Genomic DNA, 26503 nt, shown 5'->3' with positions numbered 1-26503 from the left:
TACCGGCCCGGACGCAGGCTCCGCCGCAGTTGTTGTGCGGTAGGCCGAGGTCGTACAGCCGCGGTGGGCGTAGTCCGAGTTGACGGGCCCAGGCGGGCAACCGTGACCCCGCCGTCGTCGTACCCGCAGGTGTTGTCGGCATCTCGGGCACAATCCGGTTGTGGAACGTGAGTTGGCGGCGGCGCTGGAGCCGGTCTTGTCCGATCTTGGGAAGCCTGGCGGGGTGTAGCCCGATCTTCGCGATGAACCGTGGCGAGACGACCCACAGACCGCCAGCGCCTTCCTCTACGCTTCCGACGGTTCCGGCCACGGGATCTCGATCGGCCTCGGACTACCCGCCGTGACGCAGATCGTTACACTCGCCGACCAGGTTCAGGACTGGGCGGTGGAGGCACTGTGGTCACTGGGCCGTGCCACCAACTGGCCGCCCTGTCCCCAGCATCCCGAGAGCCACCCCCTGGCAGCGGTGGTACGCGCCGACCGAGCGGTCTGGGCCTGTCCCACTGTTGGGACCGAGATCAGCGAGATTGGGAAGCTCGGCCACTGAGCAGGCTATTCGCAGCTCGGCCCGTCGATCTTGCAGCTTCGGTCGTTCTTTTGCACCAAATGCACCCTGGGTCGGGACAGAAAGTGCAAGATCGCGTAGGTCACCGCAGCGAAGGCGGCGCAGGCTAGGACGCTTGTCGTACGGGTCACGGCGGCTGGGCCCACGGGGCGTGGCAGGCTGACAGGCATGGGAACGACAGCGCGTGTACGTGCCCCCGAACTGCGCGGTCGGGGCTGGCTGAACACCGGTGGGCGCGAACTGAAGCTCGCCGACCTTCGCGGCAAGATCGTCATTGCCGATTTTTGGACGTTCTGCTGTATCAACTGCCTGCACGTGCTCGACGAGCTGCGCCCGCTTGAGGAGAAGTACGGCGACGTGCTCGTCGTGATCGGCGTGCACTCGCCGAAGTTCGAGCACGAGAAGGACGCCGACGCCCTCGCCGCCGCCGTGGAGCGGTACGGGGTGCACCACCCCGTACTCGACGATCCTGAGCTGGACATGTGGCAGCAGTACGCCGCCCGGGCCTGGCCGACCCTGTCGGTGATCGACCCCGAGGGTTACGTGGTGGCCACAATGGCCGGCGAGGGGCACGCCGAGGGGCTGGCCCGACTGATCGACGAGTTGATCGCCACCCACGAGGCGAAGGGCACCCTGCACCGGGGGAACGGCCCGTACGTCCCGCCGCCGGCACCGGAGACCGCGCTGCGCTTCCCGGGTAAGGCGGTGCTGCTGCCCAACGGCAACCTGCTGGTCTCGGACTCGGCCCGGCACTCACTGGTCGAGATCGACCCGGACGGCGAGACGCCGGTGCGTCGGATCGGCTCGGGCGAGCGCGGCCGGGCGGACGGGCCGGCCGCCGCGGCGACATTCTCCGAGCCGCAGGGGGTGTGTCTGCTGCCCACGCACGTCGCCGAGGTGGCCGGCTACGACCTGGTGGTGGCCGACACTGTCAACCACCTGCTGCGCGGCGTACGGCTGGAGTCCGGCGAGGTGGTCACAGTGGCCGGCAGTGGGCGGCAGTGGCGCGCCGAGGTCGACGACCACGCCCATGACGCGTTCGCCGTAGACCTCTCGTCGCCGTGGGACCTGGCCTGGTACGACGACAAGCTGATCATCGCGATGGCCGGCATCCACCAGCTCTGGTGGTTCGACCCGATCAAGCGGACCGCCGGCATGTACGCCGGCACCACTGTCGAGGCGCTGCGCGACGGCCCGCTGGCCGAGGCGTGGATGGCCCAACCGTCGGGGCTCTCCGTCTCCGCCGACGGCACCCGGCTCTGGGTGGCCGACAGCGAGTCCAGCGCCGTCCGGTACGTCGAGAACGGTGTGCTGGGCACCGCCGTCGGGCAGGGCCTGTTCGACTTCGGGCACGTGGACGGTCCGGCGGAGTCGGCGCTGCTCCAGCACCCGCTGGGCGTGTGCGCGCTGCCGGACGGCTCGGTGCTGATCGCGGACACGTACAACGGCGCGGTGCGCCGCTTCGACCCGGCCAGCAACCAGGTCTCCACAGTCGCCGACGGGTTGGCGGAGCCGAGCGACCTGGTGCTCACCCCGTCCGGTGAGGTGCTGGTGGTGGAATCCGCCGCGCACCGGTTGACCCGGCTCGCCCCCGGTGCCCTGTCGGCGGCGGGTGCCAGCACCGTGGACGGGCCCCGCCGCCGCACCGAGCGCAAGCCGACCGACGTCGCCGCCGGCGAGGTCACCCTGGACATCGTCTTCACCCCGGCACCGGGGCAGAAGCTGGACGAGACGTACGGGCCGTCGACCCGGCTGGTGGTCTCCGCGTCCCCGCCGGAACTGCTGGTGGACGGTGCCGGCACGGGCACCGAACTGTCCCGTCGGCTGGTGCTCAACGGCGAGGTCACCGCAGGGGTGCTTCAGGTGACCGCGCAGGCGGCGACCTGTGACGCGGACGTCGAGCACGCGGCGTGCCACCTGACCCGGCAGGACTGGGGCGTACCGGTCCGGGTGGTCGACGGCGCCGTGACCCGGCTGCCGCTGGTGCTTCGCGGCCTGGACGCCTGACGCGTGCTTCGCGGCCTGGACGCCTGACGTGGTCGGAGGGGCCTGCTGGGCCCCTCCGATCAGGCGAACGGGGCCAGTGTGATGTCGGCGTCGATCAGGGTGGCGCGGACGAGTTCGGCGGCGGAGACCGCGCCCGGGGTGTCGCCGTGCACGCAGATCGAGTCGACCGAGCACGGGATGACCGTGCCGTCGACCGCCACCACGCTGCGTTCGGTGGCCATCCGCGCCGCCCGTTCGGCGATGTGCTCGGGGTCGGTGATCACCGCGCCGGGGGTGCCGCGCGGCACCAGCGCCCCGTTGGGCAGGTAGGCGCGGTCGGCGAACGCCTCGGCGACCACCGGCAGGCCCGCGCCCACGGCGAGTTGGGCGAGCGTCGAGCCGGGAAGGCAGAGTACTGGCAGCTCGGGGTCGTAACCGCTGACGGCGGCGACCACCGCTGCCGCCTGGGACTCGTCGGTGCTGGCCGCGTGGTAGAGCGCGCCGTGCGGCTTGAGGTAGCGGACCCGGGTGCGGAACAGCCGGCAGAACGCGTCCAGCGCCCCCAACTGGTAGGTCACCTCGTCGCGTAGCTCGGCGAAGTCGTACGCGATGTGCCGCCTGCCGAAGCCGGCCAGGTCCCGGTAGCCGACCTGCGCGCCCACCGCGACCCCGCGTCGCGCGGCGCCCTCGCAGACCCGCCGCATGGTGGACGGGTCGCCGCCGTGGAAGCCGCAGGCGACGTTTGCGGAGGTGACGAGGCTCAGCAGCGCCTCGTCGTCGCCGAGTCGCCAGATGCCGAATCCCTCGCCCAGGTCAGCGTTGAGGTCCATGGAATCTGACGGTAGTACCTGGGCGGGCCTGCGCGAGCGGGGTCACGTCGGTGACCACCCCGATGACTGGGTATCCACCGGTGGTCGGGTGGTCGGCGAGGAAGATCAGGGGTTGTCCGTCGGCCGGCACCTGCACCGCGCCGAGCACGATGCCCTCGCTGGGAAGTTCGCCGGCCACCGCGCGGGGCAGCGCCGCGCCGGCGAGCCGCGCGCCGACCCGGTTGCTCACCGGGCTGACGGTGTACGCGCTGCCGAAGAGCCTGTCGAACGCGGTCGGCGTGAACCAGTCCTCGCGAGGACCGGGGCCCAGCGTCAGGTGCAGCTCCTCGGGCGGCGTGGGGCACACGGTCAGGTCCACCGGTGCGGGGGTGCCGACCGGATCACCGAGTGGCAGCAGGTCACCGTCCCGCAGCCGGGGCGGGCCGAGCCCGGAGAGCGTGTCGGTGGCCCGGCTACCGAGCACCGGTGACACGTCGATGCCGCCCGCCACCGCCAGCCAACTTCGTACGCCCCGCCGGGCGGGACCGATCCGCAGCACCGTCCCGGCCGGCACTGTGAGCGGGCGTCCCGTGTCACCGGGCCGGGCACCCGCCTGGACGGGGACCTCGGCGCCGGTGACCGCCACCGTGGCGGCCCGGGTCAGCCGCAGTGTGCAGCCGGTCAGGGTGATCTCCAGGCCGGCCGCGTGCTCCGGATTGCCTACCAGTCGGTTGGCCAACCGCAGGGCACCCGGGTCGAGGGCGCCGGACCGGGGTACGCCCAGGTGCGCCCAGCCGGGCCGGCCCAGGTCCTGCACTGTGGTGAGCGCACCGGCGCGGAGCACCTCGATGCTGGCCGGGTGGGTCACGCCGCCACCATCCGCACAGTGGTGCCCGGACCGAGTCGGGCCGGCGGGTCGGCGGCCACGTCGAACAGCACCAGGTCGGTCCGACCGACCAGCAGCCAGCCGCCCGGGGAAGCGCCCGGGTAGATGCCGGCGTACGGGCCGGCCAACGCGACCGAGCCGGCCGGCACCCGGGGGCGGGGCGTGGCCAGCCGGGGCAGCGCCAACTCGGCGGGCAGCCCGGTCAGGTAGGGGAATCCGGGGGCGAAGCCGCAGAAGGCGACCCGGAACCGGGTGCTGGTCAACCGGTGCCGCACTGCCGGCACGTCCACGCCCCAGTGCTCCGCCACCGCCGGCAGGTCCGGCCCGTCGAAGCTGACCGGTACGACCACGTCCGCCGCGCCGTCGGCTCCGTCTTCGGCTCTGGAGTCGGCATGGGAGTCGGCGTCGGTCTGGGCGTGGGCTTTGGCGCCGGCACCGGCGTCGGCATTGGCGTTGGCGTTGGCGTGGGCCTGGTTGGGGTGGGTGGTCGCGGCGGTGACGGCGGACGCCCATCGGGTCAGCTGCTCGGCAGTGGTCGTCGGGTCGGGCAGGCCGTCGAGCAGCACGGTCCGGGCCGCCGGCACGATCTCCGCAGCGATCAGGTCGCCCCGCTCCCGACGCCGCCACAGCTCGGCCCGCCACGCTTCGACAAGCGCGGCTTCCGGGATGTCGGCCACGGCTTCGGGGGTGTCGGCGGGGGCGGTGCAGTCGAGTAGCAGGGCGTGCGCCCCGACGGGCCGGATCCGCATTCGCTCATCCTCGCCGATGTCGAGTCGATCCGGTGTTCACGTTGACGGTGCCGGGTGTCACCAACGCCACTACTTACAAGTAACCTACGGTGCCGTAACCTAACTGGGTGACCACCTCCGCCCCGCTTCGCCTGAAGCCGGTCGACATCGGTAAGCCCCGGATGCGCGGCTGGCTACACACGTACGCCTTCTTCGTCGCCGTGGTCTGCGGCATCGTGCTCTGCTCGATCGCCGCCACCCGGCCGGGGTGGGCACCCCTGGTGAGCTGCCTCATCTACAGCCTGACGGTCTGCGGGCTCTTCGGCACGAGCGCGCTGTACCACCGTCGCGTGTGGTCGGAGCGCGGCTACCAGGTGATGCGCCGGATGGACCACTCGATGATCTTCGTGTTCATCGCCGGCACGTACACACCGCTGTGCGCGATGTTGCTCGCGCCCCGGCCGGCCACCGTGATGCTGGCCCTGGTCTGGGGCGGCGCGCTGGCCGGCGTGGCGGTCAAGGTGATCTGGCCGCACGCGCCACGCTGGGTGTCCGCGCCGCTCTACCTGGCGCTGGGCTGGGTGGCGGTGGCCATGCTGCCGGAGATCCTGCACGGGGGCGGCGTCGCAGCACTGGTGCTGCTGATCGTCGGCGGCGCGATCTACAGCGTCGGCGCGGTCTTCTACGCGTTGCGCCGACCCAATCCGTGGCCGACCGTCTTCGGCCACCACGAGTTCTTCCACGCCTGCACGCTGCTGGCGGCGCTCTGTCATCACATCGCGATCTACTTCGCGCTGTTCGCCTGACCCGAACGGCCAAGACGCAGGGCGCGACCCGAACGGCCACGACACAGGCCGCGAGCCGGCCACGACGCAGGGCGCGACCCGGCCACGACGCAGGCCGCGCGACCCGAACGGCCGGGGCACAGGCGGCCCAGCGAACGCAGCTCGGCGCGAACGCACCCTGGCGCGAACGCACCCCGGCCTCCTGGTCCCGGCAACGCCGCTCGGCACTCACGCAACGGCGGCAGCCGCCATGATCGTGCTCGATCAAGGAGGTGGCCTCGCTCGCACCCGAAAGCCCTATCTCCTGGATCGAGCACGATCTTCGGCCGATCACCTCTCCAGGGCGGCCCCCGGGATCGGGCCCCCTGCCGAGATCCGCGCAACTTCGGGGAAACTGCTGCCTCGGCGCGCCGTCAGCCAGCAGTTTCCCCGAAAGTGTGAAGATCTTGGCAGGGGTAGCGGGGGCCCGGCGGTGCCGGCGCACACCCGGACTGGGCGGACACACGAGCCGGGGCCCCGCGACGCTGCGGGACCCCGGATTCTGTGGGCGAGGATCAGACCGGTCGGCCCGGCCGACGCACCTCGCGGTACTCCTGCATGACCTGGTTGTCCTGGACCGGCACGACCCGGTCTGCCACCACGCGCTCCTCGCGAACCGGCGCGGCCACCACCGGTCGGCGGCGGCTGTTCCAGAAGTAGAGGGTGGCGAGCAGACCGGCGACGCCGGCGAGCATCAGTACCCAGCCGACCACGGCCAGGTCCAGCCAGCCCAGGTCGGCCTCCACTGCGAACGCGAAGATCGCGCCTAACGCGATCAAGAAAATGCTGCCACCAATGCCCATGTCTCGCTCCTCGGCTCTAACCTGGCGTACGTCGCGCCGCGGCCGTCGGTAGGGGTGCGGCATCCATCGACTTACCCAGGCGCAGAGATCGCCAATCGGGCAAGCTGGGGGCATGACGGACGCCGACCCCGACACACGGACTCTGGTGTTGCTGCGGCACGCGAAGGCCGAGCAGGGCAGCGACGCGGCGGACGACGCGGAGCGGCCGTTGAGCGCACGCGGGACCGCCGACGCGGCTGCGGCTGGGGCCTGGTTGGCGCACCAGGGACTGCTGCCCGACGTGGTGATCTGCTCGACGGCCCGACGCACCCGGCAGACCTGGCACGGGGTGGCGATGGGGATGACCGGTTCACCGCCGGAGGGCGGCCCGACCGGTCCTCGCCCGACGGTCCGTTATGAGCCTGGTGCGTACGACGCGCATCCCGAGGAGTTGTTGTCGCTGGTCCGCACTGTGGATCCGGCGGCCCGCACGGCGTTACTCATTGCCCACAATCCGGGCATCTCGCTGCTTTCGGCGCTCCTGGACCCCGAGGGAGTTGACGACGAGGGTTTGCGCACCGCCGAGCTGGCGGTGCACACCTGCCCGACCGGCTGGGTCGAGTTGAGCAGGGCGGGAGCGCCGCTCACGGCTCGGCACACCGCACGCGACTGAGCCACCCGCCGATCCGACGGGTGGCTCAGGGGTACGCGTTGTGCGGGGATCAGGACGGCGGTGCGGTTGGTGGCGGCGGGTCCGGCGGTGGCGGCATCATCGCCGTCGGATGAGACAGCCGGTTCTCCTCCACGATGAGGGTTCGAGCCCGCTTGCGCCGGTCCTGCCAGAACCAGACAGTGGTCAGCAGTACGGCCAGCCCGGCCAGGATGAACACCCAGCCGACAGCGCGTACGTCGATCCACCAGACGTTGGCCCTCAGCGCGAAGGTCAGGATCGCGCCGATGGCGATGAGAAAAATGCCGCTTCCTACACCCATGTGCGCTGCACTCCCCCGTGCGGTGGCTCTGGGCGTTCCCTTTCGAGGTCACGCGACGGTTACCCGCCACGCCAGCGGCATACCCGACCGGGCTCGGCCAATACGTGCCGCCGCCGGACGGAGACGGCGACGGCCGGCGGGGCAGAAGCCCCACCGGCCGTGGCAGGTGCCGGGTGGTGCGACCCGGCACAAGACCTAGAAGGCCTCCTCCGGGAGGTCCATGATGTCGAGGTCGGCGCCCTCGATGATCCGCCGGTCGGCGCCGATGCGGGGCAGCACCTCACGGGCGAAGAAACGGGCAGCGGCCACCTTGCCGGTGTAGAACGCCTTGTCGCTGGCGGAGACCTCGCCCGCGAGGGCCTTCAGCGCCACGTCGGCCTGCCGCTGGAGCAGCCAGCCGACCACCAGGTCGCCGATCGCCAGCAGGAACCGCCGGCTGCTCAGCCCGACCTTGTAGAGCGCGCGGGTGTCGCCGCCCTGCGCCTCGCCCAGCCAGCCGGTCAGCACGCCGAGGATGTTCTGGATCTCGGCGAGCGCCTTGCCCAGCGCCTGCCGCTCCTCCTTGAGCTGGCCGTTGCCCGCCTCGGAGGAGATGAACTCCTGGATCTCGCCGGAGACCGCGAGCAGCGCCTTGCCGTTGTCCCGAACGATCTTGCGGAAGATCAGGTCGAGGCTCTGGATGGCGGTGGTGCCCTCGTACAGGGTGTCGATCTTGGCGTCGCGGACGTACTGCTCCAGCGGGTAGTCCTGGAGGAACCCGGAGCCGCCGAAGGTCTGCAGGGCCTCGTGCCCGAGCATCTCGTACGCCCGCTCCGAACCGACGCCCTTGACCAGCGGCAGCAGCAGGTCGTTGACCCGCTTGGCCAGCTTGGTGGCCTTCTCGTCCCCGGCAGCCTCGGCCAGCGCGACCTTGTCCTGCCAGGTGGCGGTGTAGAGGACCAGAGCGCGAAGACCCTCGGCGTACGACTTCTGCAGCAGCAGCGAGCGGCGCACGTCCGGGTGGTGGGTGATGGTGACCCGGGGGGCGGTCTTGTCCGCCTGCTGGATCAGGTCGGCACCCTGAACCCGGTTCTTCGCGTACTCGAGGGCGTTGAGGTAACCGGTGGAGAGGGTGGCGATGGCCTTGGTGCCGACCATCATCCGGGCGTACTCGATGATCATGAACATCTGTCGGATGCCGTCGTGCTTGTCGCCCAGCAGCCAACCCTTGGCCGGTACGCCGTGCTCGCCGAAGGTCACCTCGCAGGTGTTGGAGACCTTCAGGCCCATCTTGTGCTCGACGTTGGTGGCGTAGACGCCGTTGCGCTCGCCCAGCTCGCCGGTGGTCTCGTCGAAGTGGAACTTCGGCACCACGAAGAGCGACAGGCCCTTGGTGCCGGGGCCACCGACACCCTCCACGCCGACCGGACGGGCCAGCACGTAGTGCACGATGTTGTCACTCAGGTCGTGCTCACCCGAGGTGATGAAGCGCTTCACGCCCTCGATGTGCCAGGTGCCGTCGGGCTGCTGGATCGCCCGGGTGCGCCCCGCGCCCACGTCCGAGCCGGCATCCGGCTCGGTGAGGACCATCGTGGAGCCCCACTGCTTGTCGATGAAGAGCCTGGCCCACTTCTTCTGCCGCTCGTTGCCCTCGACGTGCAGCACGTGCGCGAAGGACGGGCCGGAGGCGTACATCCAGACCGGCGCGTTCGAGCCGAGCACCAGCTCGGCGAGCGCCCACCAGAGGGCGCGCGGCGCGTTGGTGCCGCCCAGCGCCGGCGGCAGGTCCAGGCGCCAGAACTCGGAGTCCATGAATGCCTGGTAGGACTTCTTGAACGACTCCGGCAGCGGCGCTGTGTGCGTCGCCGGGTCGAAGACCGGCGGATTACGGTCACTGTCCGTGTAGCTGGCGGCCAGATCCTCGCGGGCGAGGCGGTCGACCTCAGCGAGGAAGCTGCGGGCGGTGTCGGTGTCGAGATCCGAGTACGGCTCCTGGCCGAACGCCCGGTCCGCCCCGAAGACCTCGAACAGGTTGAACTCGAGATCCCGGAGGTTGCTCTTGTAGTGGGTCATGCTCGCTGGCCCCGCTTCCGGACAGGTGTTACCGATCAGTAACCCCGACTGTATTACTCGCGGGTAGGCAGCGACAAGCGGATCACCCAAGTGACAGCGATTACACACCTGCGGGCGCTGTCGGCCGGCTCAGCTCTCGGCGGCGCCGACCTCCCAGCTCGGGACGGCCACGGCCGCGCCGGTACGGGCACCCACGTACTCCATCAGGACCAGCGCGATGTCGTCGTCGAGCCGACCGTGCACCCACTCGACCAGGGCGGTCTCCAGCGATGCCAGCCCGTCGGCGACAGTGCCATGGCCGAGCAGTCGCCAGGCCCGGTCGGCGGTCGGAAAGAACTCGCCGTCCCGCCGCGCCTCGCCGAGACCGTCGGTGAACAGCAGCAGCCGGTCCCCGGGCTCCAGGCGTTCGACCCGGGGGCGGACCACCGGCATGAACCCGAGCGGAGGCGCCGGGGCCGGTGGTTCCAGTGGGATCACCGCACCCCGGCGTAGCAGCAGCGGTGGCGGATGCCCGCAGTTGACGATCGTGAGGGTGCCGCCGCGCTCCTCGACCAGTGCCGCAGTGACGAAGTCCTCGTCGCCGACGTTGCGGGCCACCGCGCGGTCCAGGTCGGCGACGACGGCCCGCAGGTCGGCCCGCTCGTACGCCACGTGCCGGTAGGAGCCGAGGACGATGCTGGCCAGCCGGACCGCGTCCAGACCCTTGCCCCGCACGTCACCGATGATCATGCGGACGCCGTAGGGCGTGTCGATCGCCTCGTACAGGTCGCCGCCGATCTCGGCCGTCGCGGTGGAGGAGATGTAGCGTCCCGCTACCGAGAGCGTGCCGACCTGCGGCCCGAGCGGGCGCAACACCGCCTGCTGGGCCACCGCGGCGAGTTTGGTCAGCTCCACGATCCGCTCGGCCTGCCGCTGACGAACCCAGGCCACCGCCACGGCCATCCCGGTGACGAGCGCGACCGCGACAACGCTGACCGAGGTGGCCAACGAGACCTTCGGCGCGACCAGCGCGAAGCCGGTGCCGATCAGTGTCGCCGCGACGCCCACCCCCAGGACCACCAGCCAGGACGCCAGGGCGGCGGCGAGTACCGGCGCGGCCGCCAGGAGCGCGACGTAGTGCACCTTGCGGCCGTCCGCCGCCTCCACCGCCGACACGATCGCGAGCAGAACGAGGGCCGCGCCGAGGCCGGCGCGGGATCCGGGGCTCAGCGGGCGACGGCCCGACTGGAGGAGTCGCGTGGGTACGAGGGACAGTTTGCCTGATCCACGTGAACCGGTGAATGAACCTGACCCGTCGTCCGAGGAGGTTCTGTCCGGCCGGCCCAGTCTGCCGGCCGAATCGGCGTCGCCGGCCCCGCTCAGCCGAGGACCTCGTAGCGGACGGTGAGCGCGCCCACGTCGACCGAGGCGATGCTGGCGAAGGCGGCCCGGGACAGGTCCAGGCAGCGGCCGTCGATGAACGGGCCGCGGTCGTTGATCCGCACCGTCACCGACTTGCCGTTGGCCGGGTTGGTCACCCGGACCTTGGTGTTGAACGGCAGTGTCTTGTGCGCGGCGGTCAGCGCGTCGGGGTTGAACGACTCGCCGTTGGCGGTGAGCTGCCCGTCGGAGTAGAACGAGGCGCCGCACGAACCGCTCTCCAGCACCTTCGCCGCGGCCGTGGTCTTCTTGACCGTCGGCTTCGGCTTCGGCTTCGGCGACGCGGTGCGCTCCTTGCCCCGAGAGGCGGCCTGCTGCGACCGGGTCGCCGACGGGCTGGCGGTCGCGCTGGGCGAGGCGCTGACGCTCGGGGTGACGGCCGGGGCGCTGGGGGTGAGGCTGCTCGCGGCGGTGGTCGGGGTGAGGTCGAGAGCCACCTGCCCCGACTGGTCGGGGCCGGAGACCAACTGCACGGCACCTACGGTGCCTCCGACGGCGAGGGCGACGCCGACCGCCGCGGTGGCCACGATGCCCGCCGGGGAGGAGAAGATGCGGGTACGGGAGTGCTTGCCTGCCACCTGCCCGGTCCTTTCGTCGTCTGAACAAACCGGGTCGGACCGTAACGAGAGAAGCACTTCCGAAGTCAACGTGATCATGGTGCTATGCCCGTATTTGCACAGGTACGTGTAGCCGATCATCCGACCCGGGGTGGGCCGGGTGGCCCGGGTGCCGGCACGCCCACCCCCCGTGCCGGAGGATGAGCGGATGCCCGCCGATCTGACCGAACGCCTGGCCGCCCTGTTCCAGTGGATCGACCCCGGCCCGGACATCAGTCACCTGGTCAGCGACATCTCCGGTTGGTGGCGGGACCCGGCGGTGCTGGCCGAGCTGGGGCCGGCCCTGGTGGCGCCGTACCGGACCGCCCGGCCCACAGTGGTGCTCGCGCCGGCCGTCACCGGGCTGCTCCTCGGGCCGTTGGCCGCCACCGCCCTCGGGGTCGGCTTCGTGGCCGCCCACAAGCCCGGTGACGGGCGACTGCCGGCCGGGCCACTCACCTGGGCGCAGAGCCCACCGGACTACCGGGGCCGACGGGTCGACCTCGCCGTACGGAACCGACACCTCGGCCCCGACGACCGGGTGCTGGTGGTGGACGACTGGGTGCGTACCGGCGCGCAGCTACGCGCCCTCTACGACATCTGCGCCGCGCGGGGCGCCGAGGTGCTGGGCACTGCGGTGGTAGCCGTGGACTGCCCGCCCGAGGTCGCTGCCGACCTACGGGTCACCGGCCTGATCGACGCCGCTGATCTGCCCTCTTGACCTGAAGCGAGGTTGAGCACCGACGATCGGCGGATGAGTGACGGGATTCTTGACGAGGCGTACGAGCGGCTGCACCGCACCGGCCCGGAATATCAGGGCTGGCTGTCCAACCACGGGCCGATGGCCGTCGAGGCGTTGGTCCGACACGGGCACCCGCACCGGGTGCACCGTTGGCTCGACGACTACCTCGGCCGCCTCGACGAGTTGCCCCGAGGGCTGCACCCGATCGACGACTGGCGGTCGGCGCTGGGTGATCCGAAGCGCGCCGGTGACTGGCTGGCCTACTTCGACAGGCAACTGCGCGAACACCAGTGGCGCGCGGTGCTCGGCACCTGGTGGCCCCGGCTACTGCCGGGCATCGCCGCCGGCGCCACGCACGGTGTGATCCGGGTCGGGCACGCCGTACGCGCGCTCGACCCGGACGACGAGAACCGACAGCGGCTCACCGAGTTGGGTCAGGCCCTCGGCTACTGGGCGGCCCGCTGGCAGCCGATCCCCGGCACCGACCGGCTGCTCACCGGCGATTCGGACCAGCCGGCCACCGACGACATCGACGTGACGGCTGCGCTGGCCGGGCTGCCCCGGATCGACGACCAGACCGGCGGCGTCCGGGATCGGCTGGACCAGCTGCCGGGCGTACCCCGATGGGAGCCGGCACTCGCGAAGCTGCGCCCCGCGCGGAGCCCGGCCGAGGCGGAGCGTGGGCTCACCACGCTGGTGCACCGGGCCGGCCTGGACTACCTGCGCTTCGGGCACGCAGCGCCGGTCATGCTGGTGCACGCGGTCACGGCGCCGACCGCCGTGCTGCGTACCCTGCCGGCACTCGACAGGGGTCTGTGGGCGCCGAGCTACGCCGCGGCCTGGGCCGCGGCGGCGGCCATGACCTCCGTGTACGCCCCAGCCGACGGCATCGCGCCACCGACAGTGACCCCCGCGACGCCGGCGGAGGTCTTCGCCCGCGCGGCCCGCCACGGCGACGAGCACGTGGTCAAGCTCGCCGACGCGATCCTCGACGCCTACGCGACCAGTGCTGACGAGCGGCTCCTCACCGCACCCGGCTACGCCGGCCAACTGATCTGAGCGGGGCGACGGGTATTGCGGCGGCGGCCCGGGCCGCGCTGGCCTAGCCTCGGCAGGATGTGGCCTCGGATCGGTGAACTGCGCGCCCTCGCCCTCGGCACCCCCGGCGAGTTGCGGTCGACCCTCAACACCCTGGTGCTGGCCGGTGTGAAGACCGCGACGGCCGGCCGGCTCGCCGAGTACGCGGAAGAAGGCGAGGAGTTGGAGCACGTCGGCGAACGCCTGGCACTTGTCGACGACGACAACGCACTGGCCGGCGTCGTGGAGATCACCGGAGTCGAGGTGGTCCGCTTCGCCGACGTGCCCTGGGACTTCGCCCACGCCGAGGGCGAGGGTGACCGCTCGATCGAGGAGTGGCGGGCCGGGCACTCGACCTACTGGGCGCGGCTCGGCACCCCGGTCGACGGCGACACCCCGATCGTCTGCCTGCGCTTCCGCCTGGTCTCCGGCGGCGAGGGCGGTGTGGCCAGCGGCGACCTCGGCACCTGACCGGCCGCCCCAGCCGGCTCGGTGTGGCGGCCTCAGCCCCGTAGTTGTGGCAGCAACCGCGTCGCCACGTCCACCAGGATGGCCTCGTCACCGGCGTACCAACTGCTGGCGCGCGGCCAGTGCGTCACCACGTCGGTGAAACCCAACTCGGCGGCCCGGCCGACCTGATCGGCGAAGAACTGTGCGCTGCTGAGCGAGAAGACCGGTGCCGCGTCCAGCGAGAGGTAGCGGTCCAGGCTGGCCCTGTCGCGGCCGGCCTCGTCCAGGGTCCGGTCCATCCGCGCGGACAGCGCCGACACACTGCCCCACCAACCCGCCAGGTCGTTGTCATCACCGGTGCCGGTGGTGACCCAACCCTGCCCGAAGCGGGCCACCAACCGCATCGACCGTGGCCCGTTGGCGGCCACCACGAACGGCACCCGAGGCTGCTGCACGCAGCCGGGGTTGTTGCGGGCATCCACAGCGGCGAACCAGTCGCCACGCCAGGTGGTGCCGTCCTCCCGCAGGATCAGGTCCAACAACTCGGTGAACTCGGCGAACCGGTCGACCCGCTGACGCGGTGGCAGCGTCTCACCACCCAGCACCGCCGAGTCGAAGCCGATGCCGCCGGCGCCCAGGCCGAGCAGCAGCCGGCCGGCGGAGACGTCGTCCACTGTGGTGATCTGCCTGGCGAACGCGGCCGGATGCCGGAAGTTCGGCGACGCCACGAGGGTGCCCAGCCGAATCCGCGAGGTCACAGTGGCGGCCGCGGTCAGCGTGGCCATCGAGTCGAACCACGGGCCGTCGACCAGGTCACGCCAACCCAGGTGGTCGTACGTCCAGGCGTGGTCGAAGCCCCACTCGTCGACCTGCCGCCAGCGACGCTGCGACTCCGCCCACCGCTGGTCCGGCAGGATCACGATGCCAATCCGCATGATCGCCACCCTAGTCGGGCCGGCCATCCGCCCCCAGCATCCCGCTGAGCAGAGGTCGGCCGGCGTCCGGAACACCTTCGCCAGCCGACCTTCGCCGACCGGCAGCCCTAGATCCACCGCTGCGGCCGGCCCGTACTCTCCGGGGATGCCCACCGAAGGAGCTGCTGCCGCCCGCGTATCCCCGGGTCGCCAGGCGCGCCGGCTCCGCATGATCCGCACGGTGGGGTTGCTGGTCGGGGTGGTCGTCCCGTCCCTCATTCTCCGCGAGCTGATCGAGTCTCGGTTCGGCCGCGGGCCGGTGGCCGACCTCAGCGCGGTAGCGGTGCCGATGGCGGCGACCGCGTGGCTCGCGCCGTACGCCTCCTATCGCCGGCGCGACGCCCTGCTCTGGCTGGTCGGCCCGGGCATCTACGTCTTCACGGTGATCGCCTGGCGGGTGGCCCTCGCGCCCTACCGGGACTGGAGCCCCCGCCCGGAGGAGAAGACCCGGATGCGCTGGTCACGCGACCCGGAACACGCCGGCACGTGGTACCTGACCGAGCCCGAGAGTGGCACGCGTCACACTGCTTCCCGGTAGGGACATCGCTTTCGGCTCCGACCCCTCGGGGAGCGGCACCCAGGCGGGGTGTCGCCCGAGGAGAGGACCAGAGCGCGATGACGAAGGTGACAGCACAACTGTCGGTGTCGGTCGACGGCTTCTACGCCGGCCCACAGTTCGACGGGAACGGCAACTGGATGGACTCGGCGGAGAGCGCGAAATTCTTCCGGGTCACCCGGTGGGCTACCGAAGCGGCGGCCTGGCGCGAACGACAGGGCTTTGCCGGCGGGGAGCAGGACACCAACTCCGAGGTGATCGCCGAGTCGTTCGGGGCGGCCGGCGCGTACGTGATGGGGCGCCGGATGGCCGACGGAGGTGAGATCCCCTGGGGTGAGGAGCCGCCGTTTCGCGCGCCGGTCTTCGTCGTCACCCACCGCCCCCGCCAGCGGCTGGTGAAGGGCGGGGGCACCAGCTTCACCTACGTCACCGACGGCGTGGTCAGCGCCGTCGAGCAGGCGCGCGCGGTGGCCGGTGGCAAGGATGTCGCGGTGGCCGGGGGCGGCAGCCTGGTGCGGCAGGTGCTCAAGGCCGGGCTGCTCGACGAGTTGGAGCTGCACGTCGTACCGGTAGTGCTTGGCACCGGCCTGCGACTCTTCGACGCGGACCTCGACCTGGGCGACCGGGAAGGGGTCGAGCTGACGCCGACCCGCGTCCTTGCCACCCCACAGGTGACCCACATCCGGTACGCGGTGCGCGGTCGCGCCCCGCTCGTGCTCGACGACCGGGGCAGCGGAGGCGGCCCAACGGTGACCGCGAACTGAATCACGGCCCATCGAAGGAAGGAGGGGACACCATGCCGCAACTGTTGCGGGTGCAGTGCTTCAACGTTTCGCGCGACGGGTTCGGGACCGGAGAGGGGCAGAGCCTGGAGCGGCCCTTCGGTCACGCGGACCCCACCCCACTGTTCTCCTGGCGTTCCGCCACCGCCAGCTTCGTGTATCGCACCGAGCCGGGCGGCACTCGTGGCCTGGACGACTACCTGACCCGCGACGCCGAGTGCAACATCGGCGCGGAGATCATGGGTCGCAACAAGTTCGGCCCGCAGCGCGGCCCCTGGAAGGACCACGAGTGGCAGGGCTGGTGGGGGGACAACCCGCCGTTCCACACGCCGGTCTTCGTGCTCACCCACCACCTGCGTCCGTCGTTCAGCCTGTCCGACACCACGTTCCACTTCCGCGATGTCAGACCGGCCGAGGCACTGGCCGAGGCGAAGCAGGCAGCCGACGGTCGGGACGTACGCCTCGGTGGTGGGGTGGCGATAATCCGCGAGTTCCTCGAGGCCGACCTGGTCGACACGATGCACATCGCCGTGGCGCCCGTCGACCTCCAGCGGGGCGAGCGGCTGTGGGACAGCCCCGACGAGTTGCTCGACCGCTTCCACCTCGAGTCGGTGCCCAGCCCCAGCGGAGTCACCCATCTGCTGTTCTGGAGGCGATGACCGCCCTCCTCCCCGGCGCCGTCGTCTAGAGCCGGGCCAGCACCAGCAACCGGTTGCCGTCGGGGTCGGTGACCCTGGCGGACCGCTCGCCCCAGGGCTGGTCGACCGGCTCCTCGGTGACCGTCGCTCCACCCGTACGCAGCGCGCCCACTGCTGCGTCGCAGTCGTCGGCGTAGACGCACAACTCCCAGCGGTGCGAGTCGGCCGGCCCGCCAGCCTCCGGGTTGGCGGCCAGGCCGAGCTCGCTGCTGCCCAGCCGCAGCGCGACGAACTCCGGGGCGCCCTCGTCCGGGAACTGGTAGGTCAGCTCGAAGCCGACCACGTCCCGGTAGAACGCGATCAGTCGTGGCAGGTCAGGTGTCGTCACGATCGGAAAGGCTTCGGTGAACACGGACCACCTCCACGCCGGACCCTAGCCGCGCTGCGGCTCCGGTGGAACCACCACTGTCGATACCGGTGGGCGTCGTTGTTCGGTTACCTCTTGCGCAGAATGGTTTGCGATGCAAACCTATTGGTATCGCAGCAGCGCCAAGCGGCCTGGAGGTCATCGTGTCGGAGCAATCGAGCACCGCGCCGAACAGCAGAGACAACCCCGCAGAACTCCTCGCGTCGATGGCCGCGCTCCGCCGCCGCACCCGGGTCACCCGGCACGCCTACTGGCTGCCGCTCCTGCTGTTCGGTCTCCTGATCGCGGCGGCGGCCCCCCTGTACGTGGAGTCGACCGACCCCCTCGTCATGCGCGGTCCGCAGGACAACCCCGCGCTGACCGGCCTCGGTGGGGACTTCCTCGAACGCTCGGCGGGCCTCGGGTGGTACTGGTTGGTGGCGCTCATCGGCGGCTACCTGCTGACCCTCGGGTGGTACCGGTGGCACGGCGCGCGGGTGGGTGTCCAGACACCGACCCGGACATACGTCATCGCTGGCATCGTCGGCACGCTGGTCGGGCTCGTGCTGCCGATCGTGCTGCGATTCCTATTGCTCAACTCGGCGACGTCGGTGTCGAACGGGACCAGCTGGGTGACCACACCGCTGCTGGGCGTCTCCGATCGCGGCATGATCCCGCACCTGGTCATCGCGGTGGGGCTACTGGTTCTGGCTCGACTGGAACGCAGCCGAGGCCTGACGGCCGTGGCCGCGCTCTACGCTGCGGCGGTCGCCCTCGTGAACATCTACTTCCAGACCGCCAACTTCGAGCCGGGAGACCTGAACCGCCACAGCTTCCTGCTGGCGGCCCTGCTGCCGGCGCCGATCCTGCTCGTCGGTGGCATCATCGCTCTTTTCACCACGGGTAAGAGGTCGACATGAGCACCGGCACCGGCGGGCACCCGACGAACGGGCTCAGCGACACCGTCCACCAACGCAACCGGCTCGGCATCCTCACCATCGCGGCGGAGGCCGAGCGGGTGGAGGTCGCCTACCTGCGCGACGCCCTCGAACTCACCGCCGGCAACCTCTCCCGACACCTCGCCGTGCTGGAGGAGGCCGACCTGATCCAGATCGAACGGGGCTACCACGGCCGCCGGCCCAAGACCTGGATCAGGATCACCGATCAGGGGCAGGCCGCGTTGACTGCCGAGATCGACGCGCTGCGCGAGCTGCTGCGCCGCCACCAGGAGTTGGGTGGCCCTCCGCGGCCAACCGGGTAGGAGCCTGTCGTACGGGTGGCATAGGTTGCCGGTCATGAATGCGTCGATGCCCGCAGCGGATCTGATCACCCGGCGCGTCGAGCGCCGGGAGACACCAGTCCTGTTCATCTCGACCGCCGACGAGCAGGACGCGATCACCGAGGCGTGGGATCGCCTGGAGACGATCGTCGGGTCACTCCAGGGGCGGAAGTTCTTCGGGGTCTTCGGCCCGCCCGACGGGTCATACCGGGTCTGTGTGCAGGTCCAGGACGACGACGATGCGGCGTTGAACGGGCTCGAGTCCGGGTCGATCCCCGGCGGTCACTACCTGTCGACGACCGTGCAGGGCGAGCCGCCGGAGATCTACTCGCACATCCCCACCCGATACGCGGAGCTGAAGCAGGTCGCCGACCACGACTCGACGCGTCCCAGCATCGAGTTCTACCGTCGGCGCGACGAGATCGACCTGCTGATCCCGGTGAACGCCCGCTAGCGACGCGGGCGGTTCACCGGGCTCGCCTATCTTCCCCAGGGCTCGGCTGGTCGGCAGTCAGCTCCCGGCTTGCCGTAGACGAGGGTGCCGGCGGAGTCCACGTAACAGTGATCGAACTCGTGCGACGAACGGAACAGCAGGCGGCGGTCGATTTCTGCCCCGGTGCTGTCATAGCTGACCAACTCGGCGTCCCTGGTGACTTCTGCGTGATCGGTGAGTAGGCCGAACACCCCGTGCGCCAAGCGCGCCGTGGTCGTCTGCCCGTCGCCGTGTTCCAGCACCAGCCGTTGCACCCGAGCGCCGACCCGGCCGCTCACCGCGACGTCGCGCCCCGCAGGAGCGCGACGTGCAACGCCGAGAGTTCCGGCGAGGGGTCGACGCCCAGCGCGTCGGCCAAGGCCTCACTCGTGCGCTGGTACACGAGCAGCGCCTCGTTGTCACGGCCGCTCGCGGCGAGGGCTTGCATCAACCCGAGAACCAGCCGTTCCCGCACCGGGTGCGCGGCCACCAGGTCGGTCAGCTCCGCGACCAGCTCCGGACCGTGGCCGAGACTGATCTCCACGTCGAAGCGATCCTCCAGGGCGGTCAGACGCAGCCTGTCGAACCGGGTGACCGCCGCGTCGAGCGCCGTGCTGTCGACCAGACCGACGTCCTGCATCGCCGCACCGCGCCACAGGTCGAGGGCCTCGCGCAACCGCCGTACCCGCTGCGGGCCCTCGTCATCGCGAGCCAGACCGACGAGGCGCTCGAACCGTACGGCGTCGACGACGTCGGGTTCGACCATCAACCGGTAGCCGTCCGTCTGTCCCTCGATCGACCCCTCCGGCAGCGCCTTCCGGAGCCGGGAAACCAGGCGGTGCAGGGCGTTAGCCGCGTCGGTGGGCGGATGTTCGCCCCAGATCCAGTCGACGAGGGTCCCCTTCGGGACCACGTGACCCGGGTTGAGCGCGAGGGCGGTCAGCAGCCCGCGCAGCCGCGCGCCCGGCACGTCGATGACGGTGCCGATGTCCGTGCGAACCTCGAATGGACCAAGCATCCTGACCTGCACCTGGCAGATCCTGCCATGAACATGAGAGGCATCCGTGTGGCCGATGCCCGCTCCGCCGACGGCGGTCGACCACGCGTTCCTGGCCACTTGCACGCCGGTAAAGATCGCCGTGGTTGTCCTGGGACGCGTCTCGAAATGAGATGCGCACGGGCTCGCGCACCTGTTGGATCTCGACATGGAGCATGAGCTTGTTCGTCCTCGGAAGGCACGCCCGGGGGACCACCTCGCGGTCCTCTCACCGTCCTTCGCCGCGGCCGGCGCCTATCCCGGGATCCACGAGCAGGCAATGCGACGGCTCGCTGACCTGACCGGCCTCGTTCCGGTCGAATACCCCACCACCCGCCAGGTGGGCGCGAGCGCGGCAGCGCGGGCGGCGGACATCAACGCCGCCTTCGCGGATCCCCGGGTACGCGGCATTCTCGCCGTCGTCGGCGGCGACGACCAGATCACTGTCATCCCCCACCTGGACGCCGACCTGGCCCGAGCCGACCCGAAGCCGTTCCTCGGCACCAGCGACAACACCAACCTGCACCACTGGCTCTGGGGTCACGGCATCGCCAGCTTCTACGGCGGGTCCTCCCAGGTGCACCTCGGCCCCGGGCCTGCCGTCGACGACATCCACGTTCGGTCGCTGCGAGCGGCGTTACTCACCGGGGAACGGCTGGAGATCACCGACCCGGGTGAGTCCGAGGATGTCGGAATCGACTGGGCAGATCCGCAGGCGTTGAAGTCGTTTGGGGAGCGCGAACCGACGGAGCCGTGGAGCTGGCACGGGCCGTCCCGCGCAGTCACCGGCCGCACCTGGGGTGGCTGCCTGGAAGTCATCCAGTGGATCCTGACGGCGGGACGCTTCCCGTTTCCCCCGGAGGTCCTGCACGGCGGGGTGCTGATCATCGAGACGTCGGAGGAGCTTCTCCCCGCCCGCGAAGTCGGCTGGATCGTCCGGTCACTGGGTGAACGAGGTCTTCTCAGCGCCGTCGACGCGGTCCTGGTCGCCCGTCCGCCGGTCTCCGACCACACCCGTCGACCCCCGGCCGCGGATCGGGCGCGACTTCGCGAGCAGCAGCGCGACACTGTCGTCGACGTGGTGACCCGCTACAACCCCGAGGCCGTCGTCTGCGTCGGCGTCCCGTTCGGCCACACCAGACCGCAGTGGATCCTTCCTCACGGCGGCCCGGTCACCGTCGACGGCGTGGAACGTCGCATCTTCGCCGACTACCGATAGCGGCCCTCTGCCAACTGCTGCGGGCGAGCGTCGTGCCGCCGGGCGAAAGCGGTTGCGGATCCCCTCAGCGGTCGGGATCGTGCTCGGATGCCTACCGGGACCGGGTGACCGGCATCGACGCGAGCGCCACAGTGCTCCGCCATGCCCACTCACGTGCCGGCCGAGCGCAGTTTCGCCTGCACGACCTGGAGCGGCCATTGGACTTCGCCGCCGATGCGTCCTTCGACGGGATCGTCTGCGCGCTGGTCATCGGTCATCTGACAAACCGGCGGCAGTTGCTCGCCGAGATGCGCCGGGTGCTACGTCCCGCCGGCTGGCTCGTCATCTCGACCACCCATCCGACGGCTGACTGGCGACACTTCGGCGGCTCCTACTACGACGATTCCTGGGTCGACCTGCCGCACGGGCCGGGCGCTCTCCACTTCCAGCGGATGACGGTGGAAACATTCCTCGGCGAACTCCTGGACGCCGGATTCCTACTGGAGAAGCTCGTCGAGCCACGGCCGCGCGCCGAACTCCGCACGGTCGACGAAGCCGCGTACACCCGTCTCACCGAACGGCCGTCCTTCCTCGCCGCACGACTGCGGTCCGGAGACTAGGGACGGGCGCTTGCACACCACGCCTGTCCGACCTTGCTGGCGCGGACCGCCCGGCGGGTGGTGAATCCAGTGGACCGGCATCGACGGTGGTTGGAAACTGCGGGGATGGAACCGACACAGACGGCGCTCATCGTGCCGATACCCGAGGCCGAGGAGGCGGTGGGCCGGTTCCGGGCCTCGCTGGACCCGGCCGCCGGGTGGGGGGTGCCAGCGCACGTGACCGTCCTCCACCCGTTCCTGCCCCCACAGGAGATCGATGAGCAGGTCTTGGCGGTGCTGCGCGACACCATTGCCGGGATACCGCGTTTCAACGTCGCGCTGACGCACGTTGGCTGGTTTGGTGACACGGTCGTCTGGCTTGCTCCGCAGCCAGCTCGCCCGTTCCGGGAACTTACGTCGGCGGTGTGGCAGCGCTTTCCCGAGGCACCCCCGTATGCCGGGGCGCACAGCGACGTGGTGCCACACCTGACCATCGGTCACGACGCCGCCAAGCCCACGCTGAGCCACGCCGCAGAAACCGTCTCCGCGCACCTGCCGATCACCGCAGCCATCGACAGAGTCCGGCTCATTGCCGGAACGCCCGACGTCAGCCCTTGGCGTACCGTCTGCGACTTCCCGCTGGGATGACTCCGGCTACCGGCCCGCTAATGGCCCGCCGACCCTCGCGAATCCGGTGGCCGGGTGACCGATGATGGTCGCGATGACGACACCACGAGGCGAACGCGATCAGGCCAGTCTTCAGCGGCGGCTGGACGTATTGAAGCTGCCGGTTGTGCCACTGGAACGCCATGGATTTCTGACGCCCTCGGACCGCGCGGATATGGAGCGCGAGCCTGAGGCGGTCGGCGTCGGGCCCGATGGTACGGCGTTCGCCGTCTGGTCAAACCGGATCGACTCCCGGCGCAAGCAGGTCACCTGGCATGTCGGTGGCAAGGGGATCCGGACTGTCGGTGCCATCGACGTGGAGACGGACCTTCGGGTGTCGTTCGTGCAGCCGCTGCGCATCGGCACAGACGGCGTGCGCCGCATCGGCGGGCAGTGCCGTCTCGTGCTACCTGATGGCGTCGAAGCACAGCGGCTCCGCTACACCTGCCGGAGCGGGCGACCTGCACGCCTTCACCCGAGGCACTTGGTACCGAACCAACATGGACGAGCTGCAGACTGTTGCGCTGAGTTCAACAGCGAACGCGGCGAGCGGGCATCACCCGGAACCACGGAAGCCCTGGCGGGACGTCTGTCCTGACCAGGGCTTCCGTACGTGGAGCGGGTGACGGGAATCGAACCCGCACTGTCAGCTTGGGAAGCTGATGTTCTGCCATTGAACTACACCCGCAAGCGGCACCACTGTACCCGAGTCGTCGGGCCTCTGCACCCAGGTACCCCCGCCGGCCGCAGGTGTCCGCGTACCGCTCCGCCCGGGTTGATCCACTCGACTTTCTGGAAGTCGGGGCATCCGGAGCGCTGGGACCCCGCGACTTTCTTGAAGTCGAGTTGATCACCGCAGGCGGCGGGCGCTGGACCGGCACGTACGCCCGGTGCCGGCTCCGTTACGACGGAGCCGGCACCGATGATCTTCCGGCGGTGGTCAGGCGGCCGTGCACTGGACGTCACGGCTGAGGCGGGTCGGGCGAGCCTGCGGGACGGCGAGCGGCGCTGCCACCGCCGACGGGGCGTTTGGGTCGAGCCAGACCCGAACGGCCGGCCGACTCGGCGCGAGGCCCGGAATGCCCGCGATGTGCTGCTCGCGGCGGGTGAGCATCGCCACGTCGACAGTGAACTCGAAGAGCCGCCAGTCGACCTGCGGCTCGGCCCGGGCGCTCTGCGCCAACTGGGCCACCCGGATCGGATCGTTCACCGGACGGGCGTGCCCCGCCACGTACGCCTCGTCGTCGCTCTCCTCCGCCGGGAACGAGTGCAGCGCGTAGCGGCCGTCACGTTCGAGGTCGCGACGCTTGGGCGAGTCGATGATGAAGCAGAACAGCCCCTCGGCGGTGATGACCGGGGAGACCGGATGGACGCGGGGCCCGCCGTCGGCACGGACAGTGGCCAGATAGCCGAAGCCCGGCCCGTATTGCTGGAGGAGAATGCGGATCCCGTCGGCGAGTCGGGGCTCGTCGGCGGCGAATTCGGACCAGGAAGCCATGTGGGCATTCTATCGAACAAATGTACGAGCAGCGACCTCGACGCGCTGGTCACCGGCACCGAATCCGGCCACTTTCGGCAACGCGGCTATGGTGGTCCGATGCTGCTCTCCGACCGCGACCTGGTCTCCGAGATCAAGGCCGGCACGCTGGGCCTGGAGCCGTTCGAGCCCACCCTGGTCCAACCCTCCAGCATCGACGTCCGACTCGACCGGCTGTTCCGGGTCTTCAACAACCATCTCTACACCCACATCGATCCCGCGATGCAGCAGGACGACCTGACCTCGGCGGTCGAGGTCCCCGACGGCGAGCCGTTCGTGCTGCACCCGGGGGAGTTCGTGCTCGCCTCGACGCTGGAGGTCATCTCGCTGGGTGACCAGCTCGCCGGCCGACTGGAGGGCAAGAGCTCCCTGGGCCGGCTCGGTCTGCTCACGCACTCCACCGCCGGCTTCATCGACCCGGGCTTCTCCGGTCACGTGACGCTGGAACTCTCGAACGTGGCGAACCTGCCGATCACCCTCTGGCCGGGCATGAAGATCGGGCAGCTCTGCATCTTCCGGCTCTCCTCGCCGGCCGAGCACCCGTACGGCTCGGTGGTCTACGGCTCGCGCTACCAGGGCCAGCGGGGGCCGACACCCAGCCGCGCCTGGCAGCACTGGCGCACCTGGCCAACCCGCTGAGGCCCACCCGCTAGAACCGAGACGACGAGGGCCCGCCGCGACGGATCGCGACGGGCCCTTCGAGCACTCACTGTCAGCCTGGACGGCCGTAGCTGTGGATCGGGCCGTCGTCGACCTTCTTCATCTTGACCGGCTGACCGGCCTGCGAGGCGTGCACCACCCAGCCGCCGCCGACGTACATGCCGACGTGGTGGATGTCGCTGTAGTAGAAGACCAGATCGCCAGGGCGCAGGTCGCCCTTGCTGACGTCCTTGGTCACCCGGCTCTGCGCGGCGGCGTTGTGTGGCAGCGACACGCCGGCCTTCGCCCAGGCGGCCAGCATCAGCCCGGAGCAGTCGTACGAGTTCGGGCCCTCGGCACCCCAGACGTAGGGCTTGCCGATCTGCGCGCAGGCGAACTTGACTGCGGTGCCCGCGGCGCCGCCGGGGTAGCTACCCGGGCAGGGCGCCGGGCGCAGCGGACCGCCGCCGCCGTTGCCGTACACCTTGAGGCGCAGCTTCTGCAGGCGGTCGATCTCATCGTTGATCTGCTTCTTCTTCGCCGCCAGCTGAGCTTCCGTGCGGGTCAGCTGGGCCACCATCTCGTCCAGTGGCGCCTTCTGCGCGGCCAACTGGTCGCGCAGGTCGGCCACCTGGCGTACGTCCTTCTGCTGGTTGTGCGCGAAGCGGTCGAGCATTTCGAGCTGGCCGACCACCTCGCTGGGCGACCGGCTGCCCAGCACGGCGTTGACCGTCGAGACGTTCTCACCCTTGTAGGCGCGTACGGCCAGGGCGCTGACCTTGTCCATCGCGGCGTCGACCTGGCGCTCGAGCGGAGTGATCCGGGCGGCCAGCGCGTCGGCCTGCTTGCGCTTCGCGGCGAGGTCGGTGCGGGTGGCGTTGTGCCGTTCGATGATCGGTTCGAGCTTGTTCCAGTCGGCGTCGATCTGGCGCTCGATCTCGGCGACGGACGGATCGGCGTGGGCCGCCGTGGCACTGCCGGTCAGAACGACGGCGATGCCGGCCAGCGCGGCGAGTGCGGTGGTGAAGCGGGACCAGCGTGGGCGCGGCACTATCGACACCGGGCCGGCTGATGCCGACCGCTCGGACGACGGCCGCGGGGCATGGAGTGCCACCGGGGTTCCGTACTCCTTCTTCCTGACCGCCTACCGGGTTAGCTGACGGGTTCGGGCGGGAAGTCGGCGCCCTACCGCAGTGGCTGCGGATTCACCCCGAGGGACTTGGGTCCCCGGTTCGCTCGGAAACGACTCGGCGGTGTCGGTCCGTTACCGCCCGGGCTGGGCGGAGCTGCTGTCGGGCCGACGAATGACCAGAGTAGAGACGCTTGTTACCGATCCGCAACCCGTGCGGCAGTGACACTCCGTACGGATTGGAAGAGGTCACCGACAGTGCGTGAAGAATTCTTTCCATCGGCTTCGATAGATAGAAAGGTATTGACGTGACCTCCCGGACGGCGCGATGGTGACCTGACCTCACTTCGCGAGAATCTAGGGGGTTCGATGCACCATCCAACCCTGTCGACCGGCTGGCGCGCACTGCTCGCCGCCACAGTGGTCGCCGCCGCGACCACTGTGCCGCTCTCCGTCGGCCCGGCCGCCGCAGCGCCCACCACCGACCGCCAGCAGCAGTACGCCGCTGCGGCCAGCGAGTACGGCGTGCCGGCCGTCGTGCTGCTCGCCGTCTCCTACCTGGAGTCGCGCTGGGACACCAACGCCGGCACACCGAGCACCAGTGGCGGCTACGGCCCGATGCACCTGACCGACGCCCGGCACGTGACCGCCCTGCCCGGGCGCGGCCACCACGACGCCGGCGCC

The 26503-nt window shown here is 70.5% G+C and carries 30 protein-coding genes, 1 tRNA gene, 2 pseudogenes and 1 riboswitch; of the genes and pseudogenes, 18 read left to right on the top strand and 15 right to left on the bottom strand.

Annotated elements, in window-relative coordinates; all coding sequences use genetic code 11:
* The first annotated feature begins 733 nt into the window (after positions 1-733).
* Complete coding sequence (locus AB0C20_RS22600) at positions 734-2572, top strand: NHL domain-containing thioredoxin family protein (protein ID WP_357568674.1); 1839 nt, start codon at positions 734-736, stop codon at positions 2570-2572.
* Between the two features lie 59 nt (positions 2573-2631).
* Here AB0C20_RS22600 and AB0C20_RS22595 read toward each other — a convergent pair whose 3' ends face one another.
* Genes AB0C20_RS22595 through AB0C20_RS22585 form a run of 3 tightly spaced genes read right to left on the bottom strand, consistent with a single transcriptional unit; the run spans position 2632 to position 4995 of the window.
* The gene (locus AB0C20_RS22595) at positions 2632-3381 is read right to left on the bottom strand and encodes a 5-oxoprolinase subunit PxpA (protein WP_357568673.1); all 750 of its coding nucleotides are present in this window, start codon (positions 3379-3381) and stop codon (positions 2632-2634) included.
* Positions 3365-4228, bottom strand: a complete 864-nt coding sequence (locus AB0C20_RS22590; protein WP_357568672.1) for a biotin-dependent carboxyltransferase family protein — start codon at positions 4226-4228, stop codon at positions 3365-3367. Before AB0C20_RS22590 ends, AB0C20_RS22595 begins: the two co-directional genes overlap by 17 nt.
* Positions 4225-4995, bottom strand: coding sequence for an allophanate hydrolase subunit 1 (locus tag AB0C20_RS22585; RefSeq protein WP_357568671.1), 771 nt, complete (start codon positions 4993-4995; stop codon positions 4225-4227). Before AB0C20_RS22585 ends, AB0C20_RS22590 begins: the two co-directional genes overlap by 4 nt.
* 107 nt (positions 4996-5102) lie before the next feature.
* Between AB0C20_RS22585 and AB0C20_RS22580 the strand changes: the two genes are divergently transcribed.
* Positions 5103-5780 carry a hemolysin III family protein gene (locus tag AB0C20_RS22580; protein WP_112601190.1) on the top strand — a complete coding sequence of 226 codons (678 nt, stop codon included), beginning with the start codon at positions 5103-5105 and terminating at the stop codon, positions 5778-5780.
* Between the two features lie 533 nt (positions 5781-6313).
* On the opposite strand, the gene AB0C20_RS22575 is transcribed toward AB0C20_RS22580, so the two are convergent.
* A complete protein-coding gene (locus AB0C20_RS22575; RefSeq protein WP_210783027.1) occupies positions 6314-6601 on the bottom strand; it encodes a DUF6458 family protein in 288 nt (95 codons plus the stop codon).
* A gap of 112 nt (positions 6602-6713) precedes the next feature.
* On the opposite strand from AB0C20_RS22575, the gene AB0C20_RS22570 reads away from it, so the two are divergent.
* Positions 6714-7253: a histidine phosphatase family protein gene (locus tag AB0C20_RS22570; protein ID WP_357178950.1), complete on the top strand. Its 540-nt coding sequence runs from the start codon at positions 6714-6716 to the stop codon at positions 7251-7253.
* Positions 7254-7302: 49 nt separating this feature from the next.
* Here AB0C20_RS22570 and AB0C20_RS22565 read toward each other — a convergent pair whose 3' ends face one another.
* From AB0C20_RS22565 to AB0C20_RS22550, 4 genes are all read right to left on the bottom strand, one after another.
* Positions 7303-7572 (bottom strand): DUF6458 family protein, encoded by a 270-nt coding sequence (locus AB0C20_RS22565; RefSeq protein WP_030487564.1) that lies wholly within the window; start codon positions 7570-7572, stop codon positions 7303-7305.
* 195 nt (positions 7573-7767) lie between these two features.
* Positions 7768-9624: an acyl-CoA dehydrogenase gene (locus AB0C20_RS22560; RefSeq protein ID WP_357178948.1), complete on the bottom strand. Its 1857-nt coding sequence runs from the start codon at positions 9622-9624 to the stop codon at positions 7768-7770.
* Positions 9625-9753: 129 nt separating this feature from the next.
* Positions 9754-10878, bottom strand: coding sequence for a PP2C family protein-serine/threonine phosphatase (locus tag AB0C20_RS22555; RefSeq protein ID WP_357179492.1), 1125 nt, complete (start codon positions 10876-10878; stop codon positions 9754-9756).
* Positions 10879-10982: 104 nt separating this feature from the next.
* Positions 10983-11621 (bottom strand): septal ring lytic transglycosylase RlpA family protein, encoded by a 639-nt coding sequence (locus AB0C20_RS22550; RefSeq protein WP_357178945.1) that lies wholly within the window; start codon positions 11619-11621, stop codon positions 10983-10985.
* Positions 11622-11808: 187 nt separating this feature from the next.
* On the opposite strand from AB0C20_RS22550, the gene AB0C20_RS22545 reads away from it, so the two are divergent.
* Genes AB0C20_RS22545 through AB0C20_RS22535 form a run of 3 tightly spaced genes read left to right on the top strand, consistent with a single transcriptional unit; the run spans position 11809 to position 13929 of the window.
* The gene (locus tag AB0C20_RS22545) at positions 11809-12360 is read left to right on the top strand and encodes a phosphoribosyltransferase family protein (protein ID WP_357178941.1); all 552 of its coding nucleotides are present in this window, start codon (positions 11809-11811) and stop codon (positions 12358-12360) included.
* Positions 12361-12393: 33 nt separating this feature from the next.
* The gene (locus AB0C20_RS22540) at positions 12394-13440 is read left to right on the top strand and encodes a questin oxidase family protein (RefSeq protein ID WP_357178938.1); all 1047 of its coding nucleotides are present in this window, start codon (positions 12394-12396) and stop codon (positions 13438-13440) included.
* A gap of 57 nt (positions 13441-13497) precedes the next feature.
* Complete coding sequence (locus tag AB0C20_RS22535) at positions 13498-13929, top strand: ASCH domain-containing protein (protein WP_112700111.1); 432 nt, start codon at positions 13498-13500, stop codon at positions 13927-13929.
* A gap of 32 nt (positions 13930-13961) precedes the next feature.
* On the opposite strand, the gene AB0C20_RS22530 is transcribed toward AB0C20_RS22535, so the two are convergent.
* Entirely contained in the window at positions 13962-14870 is a 909-nt protein-coding gene (locus AB0C20_RS22530; protein WP_357178934.1) for an LLM class flavin-dependent oxidoreductase, read from the bottom strand.
* Positions 14871-14988: 118 nt separating this feature from the next.
* On the opposite strand from AB0C20_RS22530, the gene AB0C20_RS22525 reads away from it, so the two are divergent.
* The 3 genes from AB0C20_RS22525 to AB0C20_RS22515 all read left to right on the top strand — a co-directional run bounded on the left by AB0C20_RS22525 (position 14989) and on the right by AB0C20_RS22515 (position 16879).
* Positions 14989-15420: a hypothetical protein gene (locus AB0C20_RS22525; protein WP_357178931.1), complete on the top strand. Its 432-nt coding sequence runs from the start codon at positions 14989-14991 to the stop codon at positions 15418-15420.
* A 77-nt stretch (positions 15421-15497) separates the two neighbouring features.
* Positions 15498-16202 (top strand): dihydrofolate reductase family protein, encoded by a 705-nt coding sequence (locus AB0C20_RS22520; protein WP_357178929.1) that lies wholly within the window; start codon positions 15498-15500, stop codon positions 16200-16202.
* Positions 16203-16234: 32 nt separating this feature from the next.
* Positions 16235-16879 (top strand): dihydrofolate reductase family protein, encoded by a 645-nt coding sequence (locus AB0C20_RS22515; protein WP_357178926.1) that lies wholly within the window; start codon positions 16235-16237, stop codon positions 16877-16879.
* A gap of 25 nt (positions 16880-16904) precedes the next feature.
* Here AB0C20_RS22515 and AB0C20_RS22510 read toward each other — a convergent pair whose 3' ends face one another.
* Positions 16905-17246, bottom strand: a complete 342-nt coding sequence (locus AB0C20_RS22510) for a VOC family protein (protein WP_238685215.1) — start codon at positions 17244-17246, stop codon at positions 16905-16907.
* A gap of 182 nt (positions 17247-17428) precedes the next feature.
* Between AB0C20_RS22510 and AB0C20_RS22505 the strand changes: the two genes are divergently transcribed.
* Genes AB0C20_RS22505 through AB0C20_RS22495 form a run of 3 tightly spaced genes read left to right on the top strand, consistent with a single transcriptional unit; the run spans position 17429 to position 18997 of the window.
* A complete protein-coding gene (locus AB0C20_RS22505) occupies positions 17429-18184 on the top strand; it encodes a hypothetical protein (protein WP_357178922.1) in 756 nt (251 codons plus the stop codon).
* Positions 18181-18525, top strand: a complete 345-nt coding sequence (locus tag AB0C20_RS22500; RefSeq protein ID WP_357178920.1) for a transcriptional regulator — start codon at positions 18181-18183, stop codon at positions 18523-18525. The genes AB0C20_RS22505 and AB0C20_RS22500 overlap by 4 nt, the downstream gene beginning before the upstream one ends.
* 34 nt (positions 18526-18559) lie before the next feature.
* Entirely contained in the window at positions 18560-18997 is a 438-nt protein-coding gene (locus tag AB0C20_RS22495) for a GyrI-like domain-containing protein (protein ID WP_357178918.1), read from the top strand.
* 26 nt (positions 18998-19023) lie between these two features.
* On the opposite strand, the gene AB0C20_RS22490 is transcribed toward AB0C20_RS22495, so the two are convergent.
* Both AB0C20_RS22490 and AB0C20_RS22485 read right to left on the bottom strand, forming a co-directional pair.
* Positions 19024-19314, bottom strand: coding sequence for a hypothetical protein (locus AB0C20_RS22490; protein ID WP_357178915.1), 291 nt, complete (start codon positions 19312-19314; stop codon positions 19024-19026).
* A 5-nt stretch (positions 19315-19319) separates the two neighbouring features.
* A pseudogene (locus AB0C20_RS22485) lies at positions 19320-20045 on the bottom strand (AfsR/SARP family transcriptional regulator); the annotation flags it as partial.
* Between the two features lie 286 nt (positions 20046-20331).
* Between AB0C20_RS22485 and AB0C20_RS22480 the strand changes: the two are divergent.
* The 4 genes from AB0C20_RS22480 (at position 20332) to AB0C20_RS22465 (ending at position 23112) form a co-directional block, all read left to right on the top strand.
* Complete coding sequence (locus tag AB0C20_RS22480) at positions 20332-21270, top strand: LD-carboxypeptidase (protein WP_357568675.1); 939 nt, start codon at positions 20332-20334, stop codon at positions 21268-21270.
* Positions 21198-21869 (top strand): class I SAM-dependent methyltransferase, encoded by a 672-nt coding sequence (locus tag AB0C20_RS22475; protein WP_357568670.1) that lies wholly within the window; start codon positions 21198-21200, stop codon positions 21867-21869. Before AB0C20_RS22480 ends, AB0C20_RS22475 begins: the two co-directional genes overlap by 73 nt.
* A 105-nt stretch (positions 21870-21974) precedes the next feature.
* Positions 21975-22496 carry a 2'-5' RNA ligase family protein gene (locus AB0C20_RS22470; RefSeq protein ID WP_357568669.1) on the top strand — a complete coding sequence of 174 codons (522 nt, stop codon included), beginning with the start codon at positions 21975-21977 and terminating at the stop codon, positions 22494-22496.
* 73 nt (positions 22497-22569) lie between these two features.
* The gene (locus AB0C20_RS22465) at positions 22570-23112 is read left to right on the top strand and encodes a hypothetical protein (RefSeq protein WP_357568668.1); all 543 of its coding nucleotides are present in this window, start codon (positions 22570-22572) and stop codon (positions 23110-23112) included.
* A 16-nt stretch (positions 23113-23128) separates the two neighbouring features.
* Here AB0C20_RS22465 and AB0C20_RS22460 read toward each other — a convergent pair.
* Positions 23129-23202 (bottom strand) — tRNA-Gly (locus tag AB0C20_RS22460).
* A 252-nt stretch (positions 23203-23454) separates the two neighbouring features.
* Positions 23455-24012: a pyridoxamine 5'-phosphate oxidase family protein gene (locus tag AB0C20_RS22455; RefSeq protein ID WP_357178904.1), complete on the bottom strand. Its 558-nt coding sequence runs from the start codon at positions 24010-24012 to the stop codon at positions 23455-23457.
* A gap of 99 nt (positions 24013-24111) precedes the next feature.
* Between AB0C20_RS22455 and dcd the strand changes: the two genes are divergently transcribed.
* Positions 24112-24690, top strand: coding sequence for a dCTP deaminase (gene dcd, locus AB0C20_RS22450; RefSeq protein ID WP_030332009.1), 579 nt, complete (start codon positions 24112-24114; stop codon positions 24688-24690).
* A gap of 73 nt (positions 24691-24763) precedes the next feature.
* Here the strand turns inward: dcd and AB0C20_RS22445 are convergent, their stop codons facing one another.
* Positions 24764-25750, bottom strand: a complete 987-nt coding sequence (locus AB0C20_RS22445) for an NlpC/P60 family protein (RefSeq protein ID WP_357568667.1) — start codon at positions 25748-25750, stop codon at positions 24764-24766.
* A gap of 67 nt (positions 25751-25817) precedes the next feature.
* Positions 25818-25953, bottom strand: a riboswitch (cyclic di-AMP (ydaO/yuaA leader).
* Between the two features lie 235 nt (positions 25954-26188).
* Between AB0C20_RS22445 and AB0C20_RS22440 the strand changes: the two are divergent.
* Positions 26189-26503: pseudogene (locus AB0C20_RS22440) on the top strand (N-acetylmuramoyl-L-alanine amidase); the annotation flags it as partial.

Source organism: Micromonospora sp. NPDC048843 (assembly GCF_040649965.1).
GTDB classification, from domain to species: domain Bacteria; phylum Actinomycetota; class Actinomycetes; order Mycobacteriales; family Micromonosporaceae; genus Micromonospora; species Micromonospora hortensis.
The sequence above is the reverse complement of the archived record's forward strand: the minus strand, read 5'-3'. Positions and strand labels throughout refer to the sequence as shown.

What these genes read in the sequence shown, in the direction of transcription:
- AB0C20_RS22600 (WP_357568674.1), top strand. Translation starts at nt 734, where the DNA reads ATGGGAACGACAGCGCGTGTACGTGCCCCCGAACTGCGCGGTCGGGGC.
- AB0C20_RS22595 (WP_357568673.1), bottom strand. Translation starts at nt 3,381, where the DNA reads ATGGACCTCAACGCTGACCTGGGCGAGGGATTCGGCATCTGGCGACTC.
- AB0C20_RS22585 (WP_357568671.1), bottom strand. Translation starts at nt 4,995, where the DNA reads ATGCGGATCCGGCCCGTCGGGGCGCACGCCCTGCTACTCGACTGCACC.
- AB0C20_RS22575 (WP_210783027.1), bottom strand. Translation starts at nt 6,601, where the DNA reads ATGGGCATTGGTGGCAGCATTTTCTTGATCGCGTTAGGCGCGATCTTC.
- AB0C20_RS22570 (WP_357178950.1), top strand. Translation starts at nt 6,714, where the DNA reads ATGACGGACGCCGACCCCGACACACGGACTCTGGTGTTGCTGCGGCAC.
- AB0C20_RS22565 (WP_030487564.1), bottom strand. Translation starts at nt 7,572, where the DNA reads ATGGGTGTAGGAAGCGGCATTTTTCTCATCGCCATCGGCGCGATCCTG.
- AB0C20_RS22560 (WP_357178948.1), bottom strand. Translation starts at nt 9,624, where the DNA reads ATGACCCACTACAAGAGCAACCTCCGGGATCTCGAGTTCAACCTGTTC.
- AB0C20_RS22545 (WP_357178941.1), top strand. Translation starts at nt 11,809, where the DNA reads ATGCCCGCCGATCTGACCGAACGCCTGGCCGCCCTGTTCCAGTGGATC.
- AB0C20_RS22540 (WP_357178938.1), top strand. Translation starts at nt 12,394, where the DNA reads ATGAGTGACGGGATTCTTGACGAGGCGTACGAGCGGCTGCACCGCACC.
- AB0C20_RS22535 (WP_112700111.1), top strand. Translation starts at nt 13,498, where the DNA reads ATGTGGCCTCGGATCGGTGAACTGCGCGCCCTCGCCCTCGGCACCCCC.
- AB0C20_RS22530 (WP_357178934.1), bottom strand. Translation starts at nt 14,870, where the DNA reads ATGGCCGGCCCGACTAGGGTGGCGATCATGCGGATTGGCATCGTGATC.
- AB0C20_RS22525 (WP_357178931.1), top strand. Translation starts at nt 14,989, where the DNA reads ATGCCCACCGAAGGAGCTGCTGCCGCCCGCGTATCCCCGGGTCGCCAG.
- AB0C20_RS22520 (WP_357178929.1), top strand. Translation starts at nt 15,498, where the DNA reads ATGACGAAGGTGACAGCACAACTGTCGGTGTCGGTCGACGGCTTCTAC.
- AB0C20_RS22515 (WP_357178926.1), top strand. Translation starts at nt 16,235, where the DNA reads ATGCCGCAACTGTTGCGGGTGCAGTGCTTCAACGTTTCGCGCGACGGG.
- AB0C20_RS22500 (WP_357178920.1), top strand. Translation starts at nt 18,181, where the DNA reads ATGAGCACCGGCACCGGCGGGCACCCGACGAACGGGCTCAGCGACACC.
- AB0C20_RS22495 (WP_357178918.1), top strand. Translation starts at nt 18,560, where the DNA reads ATGAATGCGTCGATGCCCGCAGCGGATCTGATCACCCGGCGCGTCGAG.
- AB0C20_RS22480 (WP_357568675.1), top strand. Translation starts at nt 20,332, where the DNA reads ATGCGACGGCTCGCTGACCTGACCGGCCTCGTTCCGGTCGAATACCCC.
- AB0C20_RS22470 (WP_357568669.1), top strand. Translation starts at nt 21,975, where the DNA reads ATGGAACCGACACAGACGGCGCTCATCGTGCCGATACCCGAGGCCGAG.
- AB0C20_RS22465 (WP_357568668.1), top strand. Translation starts at nt 22,570, where the DNA reads ATGACGACACCACGAGGCGAACGCGATCAGGCCAGTCTTCAGCGGCGG.
- AB0C20_RS22455 (WP_357178904.1), bottom strand. Translation starts at nt 24,012, where the DNA reads ATGGCTTCCTGGTCCGAATTCGCCGCCGACGAGCCCCGACTCGCCGAC.
- dcd (WP_030332009.1), top strand. Translation starts at nt 24,112, where the DNA reads ATGCTGCTCTCCGACCGCGACCTGGTCTCCGAGATCAAGGCCGGCACG.